Here is an 18215-nt window from a genome sequence, read left to right on the forward strand (position 1 = left end):
TTATGGTATTAAAGAAGGTAAATTTAGCATTATTTTTGGTTGTAGGGGCGTCAAGTACAGTATTTGCTGTTGGTTGTAACCCTAATGTTGATGGTGTTAAGTGGTATCATGTCTCAGCTGAGAAAAAAGCACTATATTATCAAGCATATAATGTGGCGAGTGAAAAAATAAAGCATGAAGTCAAAAAATATAACCTTAAAAAAGACACTTGGGGTGTCATATTAGATATAGATGAGACTGCATTAGATAACTCTGCAGATGAATATAATAATTATAAAAACTATAAGTTTAATGAAGATATGCTTAAAAAAGGAGATGCTATAGCTACTCCTGGAGCTGCTAAATTTACGCATCTAATCCATAAACTTGGAGGTTATGTGAGCTTTGTTACTAATAGAGGCGGTAATGATAAGAAGGAGTTTGATGCAACTGTTAGAAATCTAAAACAGCAACATATTTATTTTGACCAGGTTCTTTTCTCAAATGAAGATGACGGTAAAGAGCAGTTTAATAAAAATCCAAGATTTGAAGCTGTGCAAACAGGAGAATATAATAAAAATATAATTTTAACTAATAAACTTCCAGCTCATAAAGTTATAGCTTACTTTGGTGATAATATTCAAGATTTCCCTAATTTGAAGCAAAAGAATATGCAAAAAGCAGATGCAAAAGCATTCAAGAAGTTTGGTTCTAAATATTTTATTATGCCTAATCCAATGTACGGTAGCTGGCAATAAATCAAGGGAATAATTGTGGCAAAGTTATATTTTAGATATTCATCAATGGATGCAGGAAAAACATTAGATCTTTTAAAGGTAGCTTATAACTATGAAGATCGAGGTAGGAACCCCCTAATTTTAACCTCAGCAGTTGATAAGCGAGCAGGGCTAAATAAAGTCAAATCACGTATAGGTATTGATCAAGATGCTTACTCTTTGACTGATCACGATAATATTTATAGTTTTGTACAAAAGTATAATCAGCAAGAGTCTGTTGATTGTGTATTAATTGATGAAATACATTTTTTTAAACCTGAGCAGGTATGGCAGTTAGCAGAAATTGTTGATGAATTAAACATTCCAGTAATCTGCTATGGTTTACGCACTAATTATCTAGGTCAACCTTTTGAAACGGCAGCTTTATTATTAGCTATAGCTGATACTTTAGAAGAGGTCAAAACGATTTGTCACTGTGGTAAGAAAGCTAGTTTTAATATGATAGTACAAAATGGCCAGGCTATAAAAGAGGGTAATCCTATAGTTGTAGATGATGATTCATTAAAAGAAACAGATACTAAATATGTATCCGTATGTCGTAAGCATTGGAAAGAAGGTGTTTACGAATAATTGAAAACTATTTATCTTATATCTCTTAATCCATAAGCATTAATAAGTGTTCTGCATTTTTAACGCCTAAGTTGGCAGCCTTTTTATAATACATTTTAGCTTTTTCTTTATTGTAAGGTATACCATTTTCCTGTTCATCATAATACATGTTTCCAAGCATGTAATCTGCAGGACCATAGTTTTTGCTAGAAGCTTCTTCAAAGTACTCCATAGCTTTTTTATAGTCTTTAAGATTGTAGTAATAGATCCCAGTATAGTAAATTGCATAAACATCACCATCACTAGCGGCATGTTCAAGCTTGTATAACTCTTTATAGTCACCTTTCTGAGCAAATACTTGCATTCTTTGGACTTTTTCTTTGTAAGTTAGTTGTATTTGATTATTTTCTTGTTTGTTTTGATTTTGGTGTTCTTGATTCTGTTTCTGAGAGTTTACAGTTTTTCTCTCTTGTAGTTGATCTAAAATATTTTTTTGACCCTGTTGTGTGCTTGACTTATTATCAATATTTTTACTTAATAAATTATTACTATTTAGTCTCGGTGTTAAAGATGATTGTTTAGGCTTGTTTTGGATTATATTATTAATTGTATTTTGAATAAGCTCATTTTTATTGTTATAAAAATAATAAACTAAACCTTCATATTTATTAGTATTATCTTTATCTCCAAAATCAAATCTTAGAGATGATTTGTTATGTTTAAATTGAGCGAGATCTATTAGATTATTAATATAACTAGGGTTATTGTCTTTTGAGTTAATTATCCAACCATTTTCAATTTCTATGCCCGATAGACTTTTATAAAAGTTCTGTAGCTTTTCTTTATCAGTATTAAAGAGATTAATATAGACAAGTCCATTTAGACTCTCAAGTTCTTTTTTAGGGATAGACAGGCCGATTTTTCTATTATTTTCGATCAGTTTCTGCTTGGCTTCTTCACTTTTAGGTTCAGATTTTTTTTCTATGATTTCTTTTTTAGTTGTTTTTTCCTCTAGCTCCTTTTCACGCTGCTCTTTGATCAATGTTTCTATTTTTGTCATTTCTTTTTCTGCAAGATCAGCTGTTTTAGGGTTAGAGCTATATAGTAATGTTTGCCATAATATTGATGCTCTATGATAATCTTTATCTTGTGCAAAGATCTGTGCTTGTTTAATAGTTGCTGGATCATAGCCTTTAGATACAGCTATTGAAAGATATTTATCTTTTTCGTTAGGTTTAATTTCCTTTATTTTATTGGATTGATATGCCAAGTAGATTTGATATAAGAGCTCTGGGTCAGCTGCAGATATAAGTCTAGGGTTAGATTCAAGAAGTTTCGCTAGGCCAATTATGGCATTTTTATTACCTGCTTTATATGATTTCTTAAAATACTCTAGAGCTTTATCGTTATCTTTATTTACGCCTTGACCAAATTTGTACAAGATAGCTATTTGATAAAATGCTTGTGCATTATTAGCTTTTTTATAATATTTATAAGCGTTAGAATAGTTTTTTTGTGTTCCAAACCCATATTGATACAAGTACCCAAGATAATAGTAGTCTGAAGGTGTAGCTTCATCGTCATCTGCTAAGTCTTGTAATATCTCAAAAGCAGCTTCGTAACCTTTTACATTCTTACTATTAATATCAGCAATAGCTTTATTATATTCTTGTAAAAATACTTCATGTCTATAATCTATATATTTATTAACTCCAACAGCACAAACACCGACTATTGCTACACCAATTAAGACTCTAATAATTTTTTTCTTTTTTGATGTGGTTGGTTTAGTTGGTTCAACACGATCTTCTTCAAGATATACTAGAGGCTCACTATTATTATGCTCTTCTGAGACTAACGGCTGATTATCTTCACTAGTACTTTGGTTAACATTTATATTTTCAGTTATTAGATGTTCATTATCGTCATTAGACGTTTCATTTTCATTTTGATCTTTAAATGCTAAAGACTTATTAACCTCGCTAGGAATTTGTTTATCGCCTTCATTCTTAGGTGCTATAGATTCCTCATTTTCATTAAGAGTTTCATTATTATTTTTATCTTCAGTTGTTGCTAAAGGCTCGTTATTTTCATTCGAAGCTTCAACACTATTTAGCTTCTCAGATACTAGAGATTCACTATCTTTATTAAAAGTCTTATCATCATCTTGTTCATCAAATACTAAATGTTTATCGTTTTGGTTGGAGATTTTATTATCACTTTCCTCTTCAGATATTAGAAGTCTTTTCTTTTTGCTAGAAACTTTTTCGCTACTTTTGTTTTCGGGTATTAGCAGCTTATCTTTCTTACTAGAGGTTTTATTATTATCTTTTTTTTGTGAAGCTAGTAGTTTGCTTCTTGCTTTAGTAGTTTCTAGAGGGTTATCTTTTTCAGACATCTATTACAGCTTTTAATAAAATATATTACTTAAATTATATAATAGCTTTATCTTATATTTAAGACAATTAGATGTTTTCTGTATATAAAAGTGTAATGATTAAATTAAAATTTAGTATAAATATAAGCTCTTTCTAAGAGAGAGTGTTTTCGTTAGTTTCATCTATTAACATTTGCTCTTTTTCAGCTTGTACGGTATCCGGATCTTCCAAAGAAATCTTGCCAAAATGTCCAGCTCTAAAATCATGGACTATATTTTTAGCAGCTTGCTTGATATTAAAGTTTGTCTTTATCCCTGAGATATCTTTAATGATCTCTTGAGGATGTTTCTCAAGAAATTCTTTTTCATTTAAAAAACTATAACGAGTTAAGAAGTTCTTGGTATTTTTTTCTTTAAGAAAGTTTAATAAATAACATGCTGTAGCTTCATAATCCATAGCAGTATCTCTAATAGAGCCAATACTTGCGATTCTAAAGCCACTAGTTTCACTTTTAGGGCTAGGAAACATAATCCCAGGCGTATCAAAGATCATAAAACTTTTGCTAATATCAATGCGTTGCTGTAGCTTTGTTACAGCTGGTTCATTACCAGTCTTTGCAACTTTTCTACCCGCTAGTTTATTTATCATTGTAGATTTACCAACATTAGGCAGCCCAAAGATAATAGCTCTAATTGGCTTTAGCACAGTACCTCTATTCGGACATTTCTTTTGTGCAAGATCTATAATTCTTTTAACAATATTTTTATCTTGTAGGGTATTTACTGCAATAGCACTTCCATGGTAGTGATTTAGCCACTCTTTAGTAATTTTTGGATCTGCAAGGTCATTCTTTGAAAGTATCTTTATAATCGGTTTATCACCAACAATTTCTTCTAGAACATGATTACTACTAGAATCAGGAATACGAGCGTCAACTATTTCAATAGCTATATCAATAGAGGGCATTTTCTTGCGAAACTCTTTAGTGGCTTTATGCATATGCCCAGGAAACCAATGTAACATTGTAGATAAAAATAATAAATTTAGTTAATATAAAGCAAGATTTTACCTATTAGGGCTTTTATATGCAAAGCTATATTCTAAAAGATGCAAAAATTTATACTGAAACAGGTTTTGAAAATAAAGATATAGTAGTTGAGAATAATCTTATCAAAGCTATAGTTGATCAAGCAAAAGCAAAGGATTTTAATCTTCCTATAATTGGCTTAGATTCGAATGACTATGTTATACCTGGATTTATCGATATTCATATTCATGGTTCAAAAGGTGCTGATGTTATGGATGGCGATATTGATGCTCTTGATGTGATTTCTAAGTCTATTTATAAGCAGGGAGTAACAAGCTATCTTGCAACAACTATGACAGCCCCTAATGAACAAATTTTAAAGTCAATGCATGCCATTAAACTATATAATGAGCAACCTAACAATCTCAGTGCTAAGATAGCTGGAGTTCATTTAGAAGGACCTTTTATATCTCCTGGAAAGATCGGTGCTCAAAATCCAAATTATCTTCAAGAAGCAGATGTTGATAAGTTAGCTAACTGGCATACAGCTTGTAATAATTTGATAAAAAAGATAACTATAGCTCCAGAAATAAAAAATGCTAACAAAGTAATAGAGTTTTGTAATCATAAAAGCATAATAAGTTCTATAGGTCATACTAACTGTACAATGGCACAAGCCTTTCAAGCAATAGATCAAGGATGTAGTCACGCGACACATTTATTTAACGCTATGAGTCCTATCGAACACCGTAACCCAGGAGCAGCTACTGCTTTATTAATGTCAAAGAAAGTTTTAGCTGAGTTGATTGTTGATGGTATACATCTACACCCGGATATGGTTAAATTTACTTATGAAATAAAAGGTTCAGATAATATTGCTCTTATTACAGATGCTATGTCAGCTCAGAATGCAGGAGAAGGCATCTTTGAACTTGGCGGACAAAAAGTAATAGTAAAGGATGGTCAGGCAAGACTAGAAAATGGCGTGCTTGCAGGAAGTGTTTTGAGTATGAATAAAGCTTTAGAAAATATTATAAAGTTTACAAGCTGTAACCTGCATGATGCTGTTAAAATGAGTAGCACGAATCAGGCAAAATCATTAGGGTTAAAGAAAGGTCAGATTAAAGTAGGCTTTGATGCAGAGTTTGTTGTTTTAGACAAAAACTATCAAGTTAAACAAGTTATTGGTTAGAAGATGAATTTTTTAGTATTAGATACATCAAGTAGATATTGTTCAGTCGCTTTATCAGTAGATGGTAAAGTTTACAATGATACGAGAGAAATACCTCGTCAACATAATAAATATCTTTTAGAAATGATCAAAGGTGTTTTTGAAAAAGCAAATATTGATAAAAAATCTTTAGATTTTATTGCTTATGGTGTCGGTCCAGGTAGCTTTGTTGGAGTTAGGCTAGCTGCAGCTGTTTGTCAAGGTTTTGCAGTTGGATTAGACATTCCTATTATTGGCTTTTCAAGTATGTTTGCTATTGCAAAAAGTACAAAAACCAATTCAGAAAAAGTAGCTGTTATCCTTGATGCAAGGATGGGAGATTTTTACCTAGGATTATATAATAAGAGCAATAATGAAATAGTATCAGAAGATGTTTATAAGTTAGATGAATATTCTAAGGATATTTACTCAGGATATAACCTTGTTGGTGATAGTATTTCTGAATTAGATATTCAAAATGATGATTTTCAACTAGATGTTGGTAATGTTATTGAATATGTTTCTAGCTTATACATTAAGCAAAAAACTCAAAAAGCTCTAACACAAGAAGTATTTCCGGTATATCTTAGGGGTACATCACATTGGAAAACTAAGGAGTAGTTATGTGTAGATGGATTATGTATCATGGTGACAAAATAAAAATGAGTGATCTCTTAGTGGATCCAGAAAACTCGTTAATGCATCAAAGTATACATTCTTCTCAAGGAGCAGTTCCAGTTAATGGTGATGGTTTTGGAATTGGTTGGTATACAAGCCTACATAAGGAGCCTGGCATATATAGAGATCCATTACCTGCTTGGAATAATGAAAATCTAATATCCTTAGCAGAACATATAAAAAGTAGAAATTTTATGGCTCATGTTAGAGCTAGTACTATCGCACCTACTTCACGTTTAAATTGTCATCCTTTTAAATCTGGAAGAAATATGTTTGTACATAATGGCGCGATAGGTGACTTTGATGATATTCGTCAAGAAGTTGAGCAATTAATCAAACCTCAGTATTTTAAATCTAGATTTGGTTCAACTGATTCAGAAGCATTATTTTTATTAGCTTTATCAAATGGATTAGAAAATGATCCTAAAAAGGCTATAGTTGAATCAATAGACCAAATTCAGAAAATTCAGGCAAAAAATGGTTTAGAAGAAAAAGTAAAAGCAAGTATTGCATATTCAAATGGAGAAGCTTCTTGTTCGCTAAAAATCTCTACCATTGGAGATAAGCCATCGTTATACTATATAAGCTATAACGATATTATAGATACCCTTGATGTAAAGAAAAAGGGTAAGAAAAAGAATGGTTTTGTGGTATTATCAGAGCCTTTAGTAGATTCTGATTTATATACCTATGTAGATAATTACACATGTATTGAAATTAAAGAAAATAAATTTAAAGTAGAAAAGTTATAAGGAACAAAAATGGCATCGCTAAATACTAAGATTCAGAATGTTTCAACTTCACCAACTAATGCAATGGCGGCATTAGCAAAGCAGATTAAAGATGATGGCAATGATGTAGTATCACTTGCTATTGGAGAGCCTGGCTTTAATACGCCAGATGTTGTTAAACAAGCAGGTATTGAAGCTATTAATAAAAATATTACAAAATATACTAATGTTGATGGTTTAAAAGAGCTAAGAGAAGCAATAGTAGCTCGTTATAAAAGAGAATATGGAGTTGGTTTCGCAGCTGACCAAGTATGTGTAACATCTGGGGCTAAACACAGTTTACATAATATTTTTAACTGTATATTAGAAGAGGGTGATGAAGCTATCTTTTTTGCACCATACTGGGTGTCTTATCCTGATATGATTGCTTTAACAGGTGCTAAACCTGTAGCTGTTGAGACTAAATTTGAAAATAACTTTGAAATCGATGTTGCTGATCTTGAGAAACATATTACAGAGAAGACTAAGGCTGTAATAATTAATTCACCAAACAACCCAACAGGTTTAATTTATTCAAAAAAATGTATAGAAGACTTAGCTAACCTTCTAAGAAAATATCCAAATATTTGGATTATTGGTGATGATATATATGATCAATTATTTTTTAAAGATAGAATTACACTAATCACAGAAGTAGCTCCAGATCTGGCAGATAGATATGTGATTGCTAGTGGGGTATCAAAAAACTTTGCGATGACAGGTTGGAGAGTTGGTTTTACCATAGCACCTAAGCTTTTAAATAATGCAATGAAAAAGTTTCAATCACAATCTGCTACTTGTGCTTGTTCTATATCTCAATATGCAGCTATAACAGCATTAAATATGCCAGCTGAAGATCTACTTTATTTTGCTGAGTCATATCAGGAGAAAGAGCAGTTTGTAACAAAGTGCCTAAAGAATATGCCTCATATTGATGTTAAAAGTGCAGATGGTACTTTTTATTTATTCCCTGATTTACGTAAGTTAATTGAACATACAAACTTTAAAGATGATGCTGAGCTTTGTAGTGCACTATTAAAAGAAGAGTATGTGGCAATGATGCCAGGAATTGCATTTGGTTTAGCAGGTTTTGCTAGAATTAGTTGTGCAAATGAAATGTCTGAATTAGAAAAGGCTATGGATAGATTAGCTAAATTTGTAGTTAGACACGTTTCTAAATAATTTTAATTCTAAATAATAATTCTTTAACTTGATTCAATTTTTGTAAATAGCTTCGACACATTAAGTAATTACTGTTAAAATCATATTATTACTGCTCTTTAGAGTTTTTATATGAAAAAATGTGGTTATATCTCAATAATTGGTAGACCTAATGTTGGTAAATCAACTTTATTAAATAATATACTTAAGTATAAAGTTAGTATTACTTCGCGAAAGCCTCAAACTACAAGACATCAGATTACAGGTGTGAAAACTCTTGGAGATACTCAGTTTATATACGTAGATACTCCAGGTATCCATATTAAAGAACCAAAAGCTATTAATAAGTTTATGAATAAAGCGGCAACAACAATGGTAAAAGATGTTGATGTGATTTTATTTGTAGTTGAGATGGGTAAGTGGACTGAGCTTGAAGATAATATCGTTGAAAAGTTGAAGTATTCAGAAATACCTATATTTTTAGTAGTTAATAAGGTTGATAAGAAGAAATCTCTTGAGGCATCAATGTTTATTGAGTCAATCAAAGAAAAATTAAGTTTTTATGATGTGATTTATGTTTCAGCTAAGCAGGGACATAATATTAATGAGCTCGAATCAAGAATTGAAAAATTACTACCCGAATCAGAGTATTTTTTTTATGAAGATGATCAGGTTACAGATCGAAGTATTAAATTTTTGGTTTCAGAGATTATTCGTGAAAAGATTATGCGTACTATAGGTAATGAAGTACCGTATCAAATAGCTGTTGAGATCGATAGTTATAAAGTTGATCATGAGAAAAACATAGTTGATATATATGCAAGTATACTAGTTGAGCGCGATAGTCAAAAAGGTATAGTTATCGGAGCTAAGGGAGTTAAACTTAAAAAGATTGGTACGGATTCACGCATAGATATTGAGCGTTTAGTCGATATGAAAGTAAATCTTAAAACTCATGTAAAAGTTAAAAGTGGTTGGTCTGATGATGATAGGGCACTTAAATCTCTTGGTTATGATCTAATGTAAATATGCAGAAACTTACTATTAACAAATCACGTAAATATCGCACCATCTTTTATGGTTGTTTGATATTTTTGACGAGCTGTATTGTTATAGTTTATTTTAATAATAGTAAAATCAAATATTTAGGATTTCTACTGATCTTAGCATCAATATTTTTTGAATTCAGAGACAGCAAATTATCGATAAATGCTATAGTTTTACCTGAATCTGATGATAATAGTTTAAAACTTATTATTGATAATGAATTAAGTGACTTTTGGTTAGTTAGAAAGTATATAGTAATAAATGGCTGGATCTATTTATATATAACTCAGCAAGGTTCTAATAAAAAGTTAAAATTATGGTTGCATAGGTCAAATTTTAATAATCAAAACAGTATTAGAGATTTAGCTAGATACCTTTTATTCGCTCAAAATAATTAATCTTTATTATGGTATTGTGTATACTCTAGATTAAGATATTTTCATCATATATTTTATAATGTTACAAGAATTTAAATCTAAGGTTAGTGATTTCTTAAATAGTAATCAAATAGTTGTAAATGAACTTCTAAGATATGCATATTCTACTGATGCTAGTCTTTATAGAATGATTCCAAAACTTGTTCTGATTGTTTCAAATGAGCAAGAGATTATTAAGCTTATAAACTTAGCTAGTCAGTATGATATAAAGCTTACTTTTAGAACAGCAGGTACTAGTCTTTCTGGTCAAGCAGTAACAGATGAGGTATTAGTTGTTTTAGCCATAGACTCATGGCTGGATTATAAAATTTTAGACGACGGTAAAAAAATCAAACTACAACCAAGTATCATTGGAGCTGAAGCAAATAAGTATCTTAAGATCTATGATAGAAAAATTGGTCCAGATCCAGGATCGATTAATACAGCTAAAATTGGCGGTATTATAGCAAATAATTCAAGTGGCATGTGTTGTGGGACTGCTAAGAATTCATATGCTACATTAGACTCTATGCGGGTCGTTTTTGCTGATGGGGAGATCCTTGATACTTCAGATCAGACTAGTATTACTAACTTTAAAAACAATAAAAGTGAATTTATAAACTCGATTTTAAATATTCGCCAACAAATTATAAATAATCCAGAGTTAGTAGAGTTTATAACAAAAAAATTCTCTATTAAAAATACTAGTGGCTACAGCTTAAATGCATTTTTAGATTTTGAAGATCCTATAAAAATTATTGAACGGTTAATAATAGGTTCAGAAGGAACTTTAGGTTTTGTTAGTAGTGTCATATTAAATACAGTTCCAGAATATAAACAAAAAGCTTTAAATCTTATTTATGGACAGCTGGATGATCTTATAGATTTAACGACAAAGATAGCTCCACTTAACCCCTCATCAGTTGAGCTTTTAGACTATTTGTCGTTGAAATCAGTTTCAGATGTTGCTGATTTACAACCATTTTTAATACCTCTAGAAAATGAAAATATAGCAGCGGTTATGGTGGAGCTTGCTGAAGAAGATTCGCAAACTTTAGAATCAAAATTGACTAAAATAGATAGCTACATAAAACAAACAAATATTATTCATCAAGTAGGCTTTAGAAAAGATGAGGGTGAGATACAAACTCTATGGAAAACTAGAAATGGTGTATTACCAACAGTAGCAGGACAAAGGCCGGATGGAACTAGTGTTTTAATTGAGGATATTGCGGTAAATATTTTAGATCTTGCAAACCTTATTAAAGATGTAAAAAAAATGTTTATAAAATATAACTACTCTAACGCGGCTATTTTTGGTCATGTTTTAGCTGGTAATATTCATTTTGTTCTTACACCTAATTTTAATGATGAAAATGAAGTTATAGAGTACGATGAGTTTATGCATGAACTGACTTCACTAGTAGCTAAAAAATACAATGGTTCATTAAAAGCGGAGCATGGTAGTGGTAGAAACATATCACCATTTGCAATAGTTGAATGGGGAGAGAAATGTTGGGATATTATGTGGCAAATAAAAAGCTTATTTGATCCAAAAAATATCCTTAATCCAGATGTTAAATTAACAAAGGACAAAGACTTACATAAAAAGAATCTTAAAGAGTTAAATAATGTAGATAATCAGATTGATAAATGTATGGAATGTGGCTTTTGTGAACCTGTGTGCCCATCACGCAATTTAAGTCTAACCCCAAGACAAAGAAATACTGTGGCAAGAAAAATAAAAACATTAGATGGTAAGCAGAAAGAACAATGGCTAAAAGATTATCAATATTATGGAATTGGTACTTGCGCAACAACTAGTCTTTGTAAAACTCGTTGTCCAGTAGATATTGATACTGGAGCATTTATTCTTAGTAAAAAGGAAATAGCGAATAGTTTAGTAAACCATGCCAAAGAAATAAATGCTGCAAAACAAAAGGTCAAATTAGGTAATTTAGCAGGAAATATCTTAGGTAGAGGTAATTTGCAAAAAGTGACTCAACATCTTCATAGTAAATTTAAATCTATTCCTATATATTTAGAGACTATGCCTCAAGTCCAAAAATCTAAATTTGCTAATTCACAAGCATCAAGTAAAGAAAAAGTTTTATTATTACCGTCATGCCCAAATAGAATTTTTGCAGCAGATAAAAATTATCAAAAATATCCTAGTCAAATAATTTTAGAAAAGCTTGGTTTTGATGTTGAATATCCTAATAGCTTAGACAAGCAGTGTTGTGGACAAATGTATCACTCAAAAGCAAATTATGGGCAACAGCAGGCATCGCAAAAGCTTTTGCAGGATAGTATTAGCTTTGAAAGTTATAACTATGTTGTTACAGATAATAGTTCTTGTGCAAATTTTATTAAAAGTCAAAATATTGAGGTATTAAATATTAATAATCTAATTCTAACTAACCTCGATAAATTAAATTTAAAGAAAAAATTTAAAAAAATAGCTTTGCATATAGATTGTTCAACTAGGAAGCAAAATATAGATGATAAATATATCAAAGCTTTGAGTAGGTGTTGCGATGAGGTCGTTGTTCCTGAAAGAATATATTGCTGTGGTTTTGCCGGAGATAAGGGGTTTACAACTCCTGAGTTAAATAAAGCTAGTTTAGGCTCATTAAATAATCAAATAAAAGGTTGTGATATAGGAGTTAGTTTTAATAGAAGTTGTCAAATAGGATTATCCTATCACGGAAGAGTAAAATATATTTCTTTTACAGAATTATTGATAGAATGTTTGGAAGATAAAAATTAATCTATATTACTAAAAATATCTTGAGATACTTTCTCAACAGCTTGATCACCATTAACTTTAATATATTTTGGTGTTTTTGTGTTATGTGAAGAGAAGTTTCTATAGAAATCAACTAACTTAGCTGTTTGTTGGTGATATACAGAAAGTCTTTCTCTTACAGTATCTTCATTATCGTCAGTACGAGTTATTAAAGCCTCTCCAGTTACATCATCTTTATCGGCAGCTTTAGGAGGGTTGAATTTGATATGATAAGTTCTACCAGATGCTGGATGGACTCTTCTACCTGTGATTCTTTCTATTAGAAGTTCATTGGCAACATCAACTTCAATTATATAATCTATATTTATACCTAACTTATCTAACTGTTCAGCTTGAGTTATGGTTCTAGGTACACCATCAAGTAGGAAACCATTTTTACAGTCATCTTTAGATATTCTATCTTTAACGATCTTTATAATAAACTCATCTGAAACTAATTGGCCTGCATCAAGGATTTTTTTTAGCTCATTACCAATTTCACTACCTGATTTAATAGTTTCTCGAATCATATCACCAGTCGAAATATGTGCGATATTGTATTTGTGTTCAATTATTTTTGCTTGAGTTCCTTTACCTGCACCAGGAGCTCCTAGAAGTATTATACGCATAGTTTTATTAGCCTTAACCTTGAAAGAATAGTTTACATAACATGCATTTAATTATAAAATAAATACCAATATATATCTATAAATAGAACATTAATTTTTAGATTAATAGTAGTTAATTTTTATATTAAGAGTAGCTAATTTTTGGGTTAAGTGGGTAGTAGAGAAATATGATATCGTTTTTACTTGAGAAAAGACGTATAAAAGCACAAAAAACAGTTTTAGGGGTTGAGTTTGATACTAAATCCTTATCAGCTGTTAAGCTTGATAAAACTTCTGATGGTTACTCACTTGTAAGTTATTACAGCGATACCTTTCCTGCTGAGGCATATTTTGAAGGACAGCTAACCTCTGACTATGTAGGTGGTATCTTAGCTGAAACTATAGCTATTAATAGATTAGGTCGCTTCACAAAATTAGGATTCACAAGCTATAACGATATAGATGTTATAAAAGAAGAGATCGCCTGTGATAAAAAGGCTCTAGAAATCATAGAAAAGCAGGGTGTTATATTTTATATTGTTGAACATTTTTTGAAAAAAAGATATCCAGATAACTATATGGATGTTGCTTTTGATTTTTATGATGATATTAGCGAAAAAGGTATCTTAACTGTATATTATATTTCAAATGTGGATAAGATTAATCAGTTACGTGATATTGCAACAAAAGCAAAAAAAGCATTATCTGTGTGTACTTTAGATAAGTTAGCAATTAGTAGTTTTGTGAAAGAACTTTTCTTATCTGAAATCTCTAAAAATAAAGCAGATAGTGTCTTTCTTGGGCTATATGCTGATAAATTATCTATATGTAGCTTTTCTGGAAGTGGCGAGCTTAAAAGTTATGAGACTGTAAAGATCTTTAATACTGAAATTTCAGATGCTAACTACATTGATGAGGCTATTCAACTTCTACTAAGATTTATTGATTTCATGTCGCTAGATATGAGCGATAGTGATTTTGACTCATTTGAGGATGTGGATAATACACATGTGTATATATATGGACTTAAACAAAACTTTGAGAGTGTTTTTGAATCAATAAGAGATTTATCTCAGAAAAAATGTGAAATATTAAATCCATTTATTAATATTCATCATGGTAGTTTTGATACGATAGATCAACCATATCGTTATATGATTCCTATAGCAATTGCTATGAGGGAGGCATTATAGATGAGAGACCTAAATTTTATAAGAGGCCGTTGGAGAAGGAAACAGTTAATATATATAGTAACAGACTTTGCTTTTCTAGGACTAGTTGCATTTGTTTTGATGTTTTCTCTTTCTGTGATATTCTCATGGTCAAGTGATGAAGACATAAAAGTAAAAGATTATCTTCAAACACAAATTTTAAAGCTAAATAAACAAGCTTTAGAGTATAAAGATGTTAAAAAGCAGAGAGATAAACTGCTTGATATGTCTTCAGATTTAGCAAATATTAAAGCTAGTCAGTACTATATTCTACTTGGTGTTGAAAAAATTTCTCGAGCTATTACAGATCAGCTTTACATAACAAACATGAATTATGTCACAAGCTCAGATACTTTAATACTAAATGGAGAAGTTAAAGATCTTAAGCTTCTTTCTGTATTTATGAAAAATTTAGAGATAGAGTTTAGGGTTGATAAAGTTGAACTTAAGAGTCTAGGGTCAGAAAAAAATGGACAGAGAAGCTTTACCTTAGAGTTTAAATTTGGTGAAGATAATGCATTTAAGGGAGATAGTGTTAGATGAAGGAAAGAGTAGAAAAGTTTTTTTTATCTAATAAGTACTCTAAATTAATTATAGATACTCCTTTGAAGATTAAGCTTCCTGTAATGATAGTAGTACTTGCTGTTTTTATGTTTTGTTTTTATCTAATGTTAGTAAACCCTGTTTTATTAGAAGAGCAGAGAGCTCAATCTCAGATTAAATCTATGCAAGCAAGGATTCCAAGTTTAATAAAAAAGCAAAAAGACTTAGTTTCATTAAAAAATGAAATCAAGATACTAGAACATCATAATGCTGAAGAAAGATATAGTATTCCAGAAAAGCATTCGGTACCAATATTTCTATCAACGCTTAATGAAGCAATTAGTGGTTCAGGGATGACTGTTATAGATTTATCGCCAGCAGGTGTTGAAAAAAATAAATATTTAGATTTATATGCTCTGAACTTTAAAGCAAAACTAAGTGGAAGTTTTCCACAGATGATAAAACTGTTTGTTGCTTTAATTGATATGAAAGACATCGCAGTTATTACAAACATAAATATTAAAAAAGAGTCTGATACTAAGTTGCTTGTAGAACTAAATTTACAGACCTATTCACGTCAAGGGGTGGGGGCTTAGGTCAGATGGTTAGATTTTCTTTATTATTTTTTACTACTATTATTTTTTTAGGAACGTATAGTTTAAGTTTTGCTAGTTATGATTCTAGAGTTAAACAAATTGATCAATTCATTCAAGATAAAATGAGGACTATAAAAAGTTCAGAGAAGTTAGAAATTCCAGAATATAAAGGTGATACTTTAAGTTTTGAAAGATTATCAAAAATAAGAAACTTATTTGATATAAATCATAGTTTACCATTTGAAAAAAAGAAGCAAGTACAATCCCAACAAAAGAAAGTGGTAAAACTAAAACCTATAGTTATCCCTCCACAACTGCAAAAGATTATGGAAACTAAACCAACAAATTTACAGCAGTATCCAATCAACTCATTTAGATTTGAAGGAACTGTTTATCAAAATAACCAAAAATGGGGTGTTGTAGAAAACCCTCAAGAAAAACAGCCAATTTACATAAAACCAGGAGAGCTAATAGGTAATAGCTATGGCCAGGTTTATAATGTCACAAAAGAAGGCATTGTTGTAAGTGAATGGAAAAAGAATACAAATAAAAGAGTTTGGGAAAAAACCCAGGTAGTTATACATTAAGGTAAAATGATGTTTTTTAGGAAAAAGAAATTATTAGCAGTTTTAACGATACTAGGTGGAATTCTTGGGTATGAATCATCTTTTGCTGAAACTTCAGCAGGTAGTTCAGCAACAACTAATGTTAATCCAACTCAAAAAACAGCAGAACCACAAACTAAAATAGTTGGACGTGATCAGAATCAAAATAGAAATAATGAAAAACATATAAAAGATCTTGAGTTTCATCGTAGTTTAAATGGTGGTGCTGTATTTAAAGTTTTATTTGAAGAAAATGTAAGTAATTTCTCAGATTATAAAACTAAATTATCACAAGATGGCTATACTCTAACTATAACATTTGATAATACTTCTATATCAGATAGATGGGTTAGTAATATAGATACTAAAGTATTTAATACTATTGTTGACTCTATTAAAGTTCATAAAGAAGATCATAGTGTAGTCTTTGTTATACATTCTCTTGATAGAATTGCTTTGAGTGATTTAAAAGAGGGTAATGCTTTTAAATTTAAAATTGATAGACGTAATAGCCGTGTCGAAGGATTTAATATCAACGAGCCAATTTCGATTTCTTTTAAAGATGCTCCTGTACAAACAGTATTACAGGTTTTATCTGAGTTTGCTGGTCTAAATCTTGTTGTAAGCAGTAGTGTTCGAGGAAATATTTCTATTGATTTAAAAAATGTTCCTTGGAATGAGGTAATGAATATTGTCCTTGTTAGTAAGGGCTTAGCAACTAAGAAAATGAATAGCATATTGTATGTTGCTACTGCTGCTGAAATTGCTGCTCAGGAGCAGCTAGAGTTACAAACAAAACGTTCTTTAGAAAATAATGCTACTTTAGTAACTGAATTTATACCGTTAAACTATACTACAGCTCAAGCAGCACAAACTGTTATTACCTCTATGGCTAAACAAAATGGTGGTATAATGTCGCCAAGGGGAAGTATAACCTCTGATGCAAGAACAAATACACTTATTGTCACAGATACTGAAGAAAAAATGCCACGCATCAAAGAAGTTTTAAATGAGATTGATGTTCCTAATGATCAGGTTTTGATAGAATCTAGAATTGTTGAAGTAAGTAGACGGAGTGGTTTAAGATTAGGTTTTAACTATGGCTTCAAAGGTGGTGGAACAGATGTGGCTTTTAACACATTTAATTTGCCAGCAGCTCAAGCTGGTGGTGGCGGTGGCGATGCGCCAATAAAAACCCCTGTTACTAACTTAGCTGGTGCTACAGCTGAGCTTGGCTATGCTATTTTTGGAGGTGCTAAATTAACTGTTGAAATACAAGCCTTAGAAGATGAAACACTTGCGAACCAAGTAGCTTCGCCGCATCTAGTAGTTGCAAATAATGAGACAGCATTTATTAAACAAGGTGAAGATATACCATACAATCAAGCTACAGCATCAGGTGCAGCTTCTATTGCTTTCCAAGAAGCAGTGCTAGAGTTACAAGTAACTCCTCAAATTGCACCAGATGGTAATATTGTTATGGACTTATTAGTAACTAAAAATAGTGTTAACCCTACTACAAATACAGGGGCAGGTAATCCACCGGCAATTAATAAAAGGGAAATCACTACAAAAATTATGACTAAAGATGGTCAAACTGTTGTTATCGGTGGTATATATGAGAAGAAACAAAATGAAATCCGTACCAAAATACCTGTTTTAGGTGATATTCCATATCTTGGTTACTTATTTAGTTATACTGAGATATCTGATGAAGATAATGAGCTTTTGATATTTATAACTCCAAAAATTATAGAAACAAAAATACAAAGATAAATAGCATATAATAGTTGCAAAAACATTGATATTTATGTATCTTATATAGCTATAATTTTTATATAAAAGGGGTGAT

Annotated in this window: 17 protein-coding genes; 14 read left to right on the plus strand and 3 right to left on the minus strand. The window is 30.9% G+C overall.

Annotated features, from left to right (window positions below; translation table 11 throughout):
* Positions 1–2 precede the first annotated feature (2 nt).
* Together FIP56_RS04860 and FIP56_RS04865 are read left to right on the plus strand one after the other, a co-directional pair.
* Positions 3–737 (plus strand): HAD family acid phosphatase, encoded by a 735-nt coding sequence (locus FIP56_RS04860; protein ID WP_192577822.1) that lies wholly within the window; start codon positions 3–5, stop codon positions 735–737.
* Between the two features lie 15 nt (positions 738–752).
* Positions 753–1346, plus strand: a complete 594-nt coding sequence (locus FIP56_RS04865; protein ID WP_192577823.1) for a thymidine kinase — start codon at positions 753–755, stop codon at positions 1344–1346.
* A gap of 25 nt (positions 1347–1371) precedes the next feature.
* Here FIP56_RS04865 and FIP56_RS04870 read toward each other — a convergent pair whose 3' ends face one another.
* Both FIP56_RS04870 and ylqF read right to left on the minus strand, forming a co-directional pair.
* On the minus strand, positions 1372–3723 hold the full coding sequence (locus tag FIP56_RS04870) for an SEL1-like repeat protein (RefSeq protein ID WP_192577824.1): 2352 nt from the start codon (positions 3721–3723) through the stop codon (positions 1372–1374).
* A gap of 133 nt (positions 3724–3856) precedes the next feature.
* The gene (gene ylqF / locus FIP56_RS04875) at positions 3857–4726 is read right to left on the minus strand and encodes a ribosome biogenesis GTPase YlqF (protein ID WP_192577825.1); all 870 of its coding nucleotides are present in this window, start codon (positions 4724–4726) and stop codon (positions 3857–3859) included.
* A 62-nt stretch (positions 4727–4788) separates the two neighbouring features.
* Between ylqF and nagA the strand changes: the two genes are divergently transcribed.
* The 7 genes from nagA (at position 4789) to FIP56_RS04910 (ending at position 12782) form a co-directional block, all read left to right on the plus strand.
* A complete protein-coding gene (nagA, locus tag FIP56_RS04880) occupies positions 4789–5922 on the plus strand; it encodes an N-acetylglucosamine-6-phosphate deacetylase (protein ID WP_192577826.1) in 1134 nt (377 codons plus the stop codon).
* Positions 5923–5925: 3 nt separating this feature from the next.
* Positions 5926–6561 (plus strand): tRNA (adenosine(37)-N6)-threonylcarbamoyltransferase complex dimerization subunit type 1 TsaB, encoded by a 636-nt coding sequence (tsaB, locus tag FIP56_RS04885; RefSeq protein ID WP_192577827.1) that lies wholly within the window; start codon positions 5926–5928, stop codon positions 6559–6561.
* 2 nt (positions 6562–6563) lie between these two features.
* A complete protein-coding gene (locus FIP56_RS04890; RefSeq protein WP_192577828.1) occupies positions 6564–7370 on the plus strand; it encodes a class II glutamine amidotransferase in 807 nt (268 codons plus the stop codon).
* A 9-nt stretch (positions 7371–7379) separates the two neighbouring features.
* Positions 7380–8570 (plus strand): pyridoxal phosphate-dependent aminotransferase, encoded by a 1191-nt coding sequence (locus FIP56_RS04895; RefSeq protein ID WP_192577829.1) that lies wholly within the window; start codon positions 7380–7382, stop codon positions 8568–8570.
* 111 nt (positions 8571–8681) lie between these two features.
* The gene (era, locus tag FIP56_RS04900) at positions 8682–9575 is read left to right on the plus strand and encodes a GTPase Era (RefSeq protein ID WP_192577830.1); all 894 of its coding nucleotides are present in this window, start codon (positions 8682–8684) and stop codon (positions 9573–9575) included.
* Positions 9576–9577: 2 nt separating this feature from the next.
* Positions 9578–9994 (plus strand): hypothetical protein, encoded by a 417-nt coding sequence (locus FIP56_RS04905; RefSeq protein ID WP_192577831.1) that lies wholly within the window; start codon positions 9578–9580, stop codon positions 9992–9994.
* 58 nt (positions 9995–10052) lie between these two features.
* Complete coding sequence (locus tag FIP56_RS04910) at positions 10053–12782, plus strand: FAD-binding and (Fe-S)-binding domain-containing protein (protein WP_192577832.1); 2730 nt, start codon at positions 10053–10055, stop codon at positions 12780–12782.
* On the opposite strand, the gene adk is transcribed toward FIP56_RS04910, so the two are convergent.
* A complete protein-coding gene (gene adk, locus FIP56_RS04915) occupies positions 12779–13429 on the minus strand; it encodes an adenylate kinase (RefSeq protein WP_192577833.1) in 651 nt (216 codons plus the stop codon). The genes FIP56_RS04910 and adk overlap by 4 nt on opposite strands.
* Positions 13430–13596: 167 nt before the next feature.
* Here adk and FIP56_RS04920 point away from each other — a divergent pair, with 167 nt between their 5' ends.
* From FIP56_RS04920 to pilQ, 5 genes are read left to right on the plus strand one after another with little or no spacing between them, the layout of a single operon-like run.
* The gene (locus FIP56_RS04920) at positions 13597–14601 is read left to right on the plus strand and encodes a type IV pili (RefSeq protein ID WP_192577834.1); all 1005 of its coding nucleotides are present in this window, start codon (positions 13597–13599) and stop codon (positions 14599–14601) included.
* Entirely contained in the window at positions 14602–15162 is a 561-nt protein-coding gene (locus FIP56_RS04925; RefSeq protein ID WP_192577835.1) for a PilN domain-containing protein, read from the plus strand. It begins immediately after the preceding gene.
* A complete protein-coding gene (gene pilO / locus FIP56_RS04930) occupies positions 15159–15758 on the plus strand; it encodes a type 4a pilus biogenesis protein PilO (protein WP_192577836.1) in 600 nt (199 codons plus the stop codon). The genes FIP56_RS04925 and pilO overlap by 4 nt, the downstream gene beginning before the upstream one ends.
* 5 nt (positions 15759–15763) lie before the next feature.
* On the plus strand, positions 15764–16345 hold the full coding sequence (locus FIP56_RS04935; protein WP_192577837.1) for a pilus assembly protein PilP: 582 nt from the start codon (positions 15764–15766) through the stop codon (positions 16343–16345).
* A gap of 9 nt (positions 16346–16354) precedes the next feature.
* Complete coding sequence (gene pilQ / locus FIP56_RS04940) at positions 16355–18139, plus strand: type IV pilus secretin PilQ (RefSeq protein WP_192577838.1); 1785 nt, start codon at positions 16355–16357, stop codon at positions 18137–18139.
* The last annotated feature ends 76 nt before the right edge of the window (positions 18140–18215 follow it).

The organism is Francisella sp. LA112445, from assembly GCF_012224145.1.
GTDB lineage: Bacteria > Pseudomonadota > Gammaproteobacteria > Francisellales > Francisellaceae > Francisella.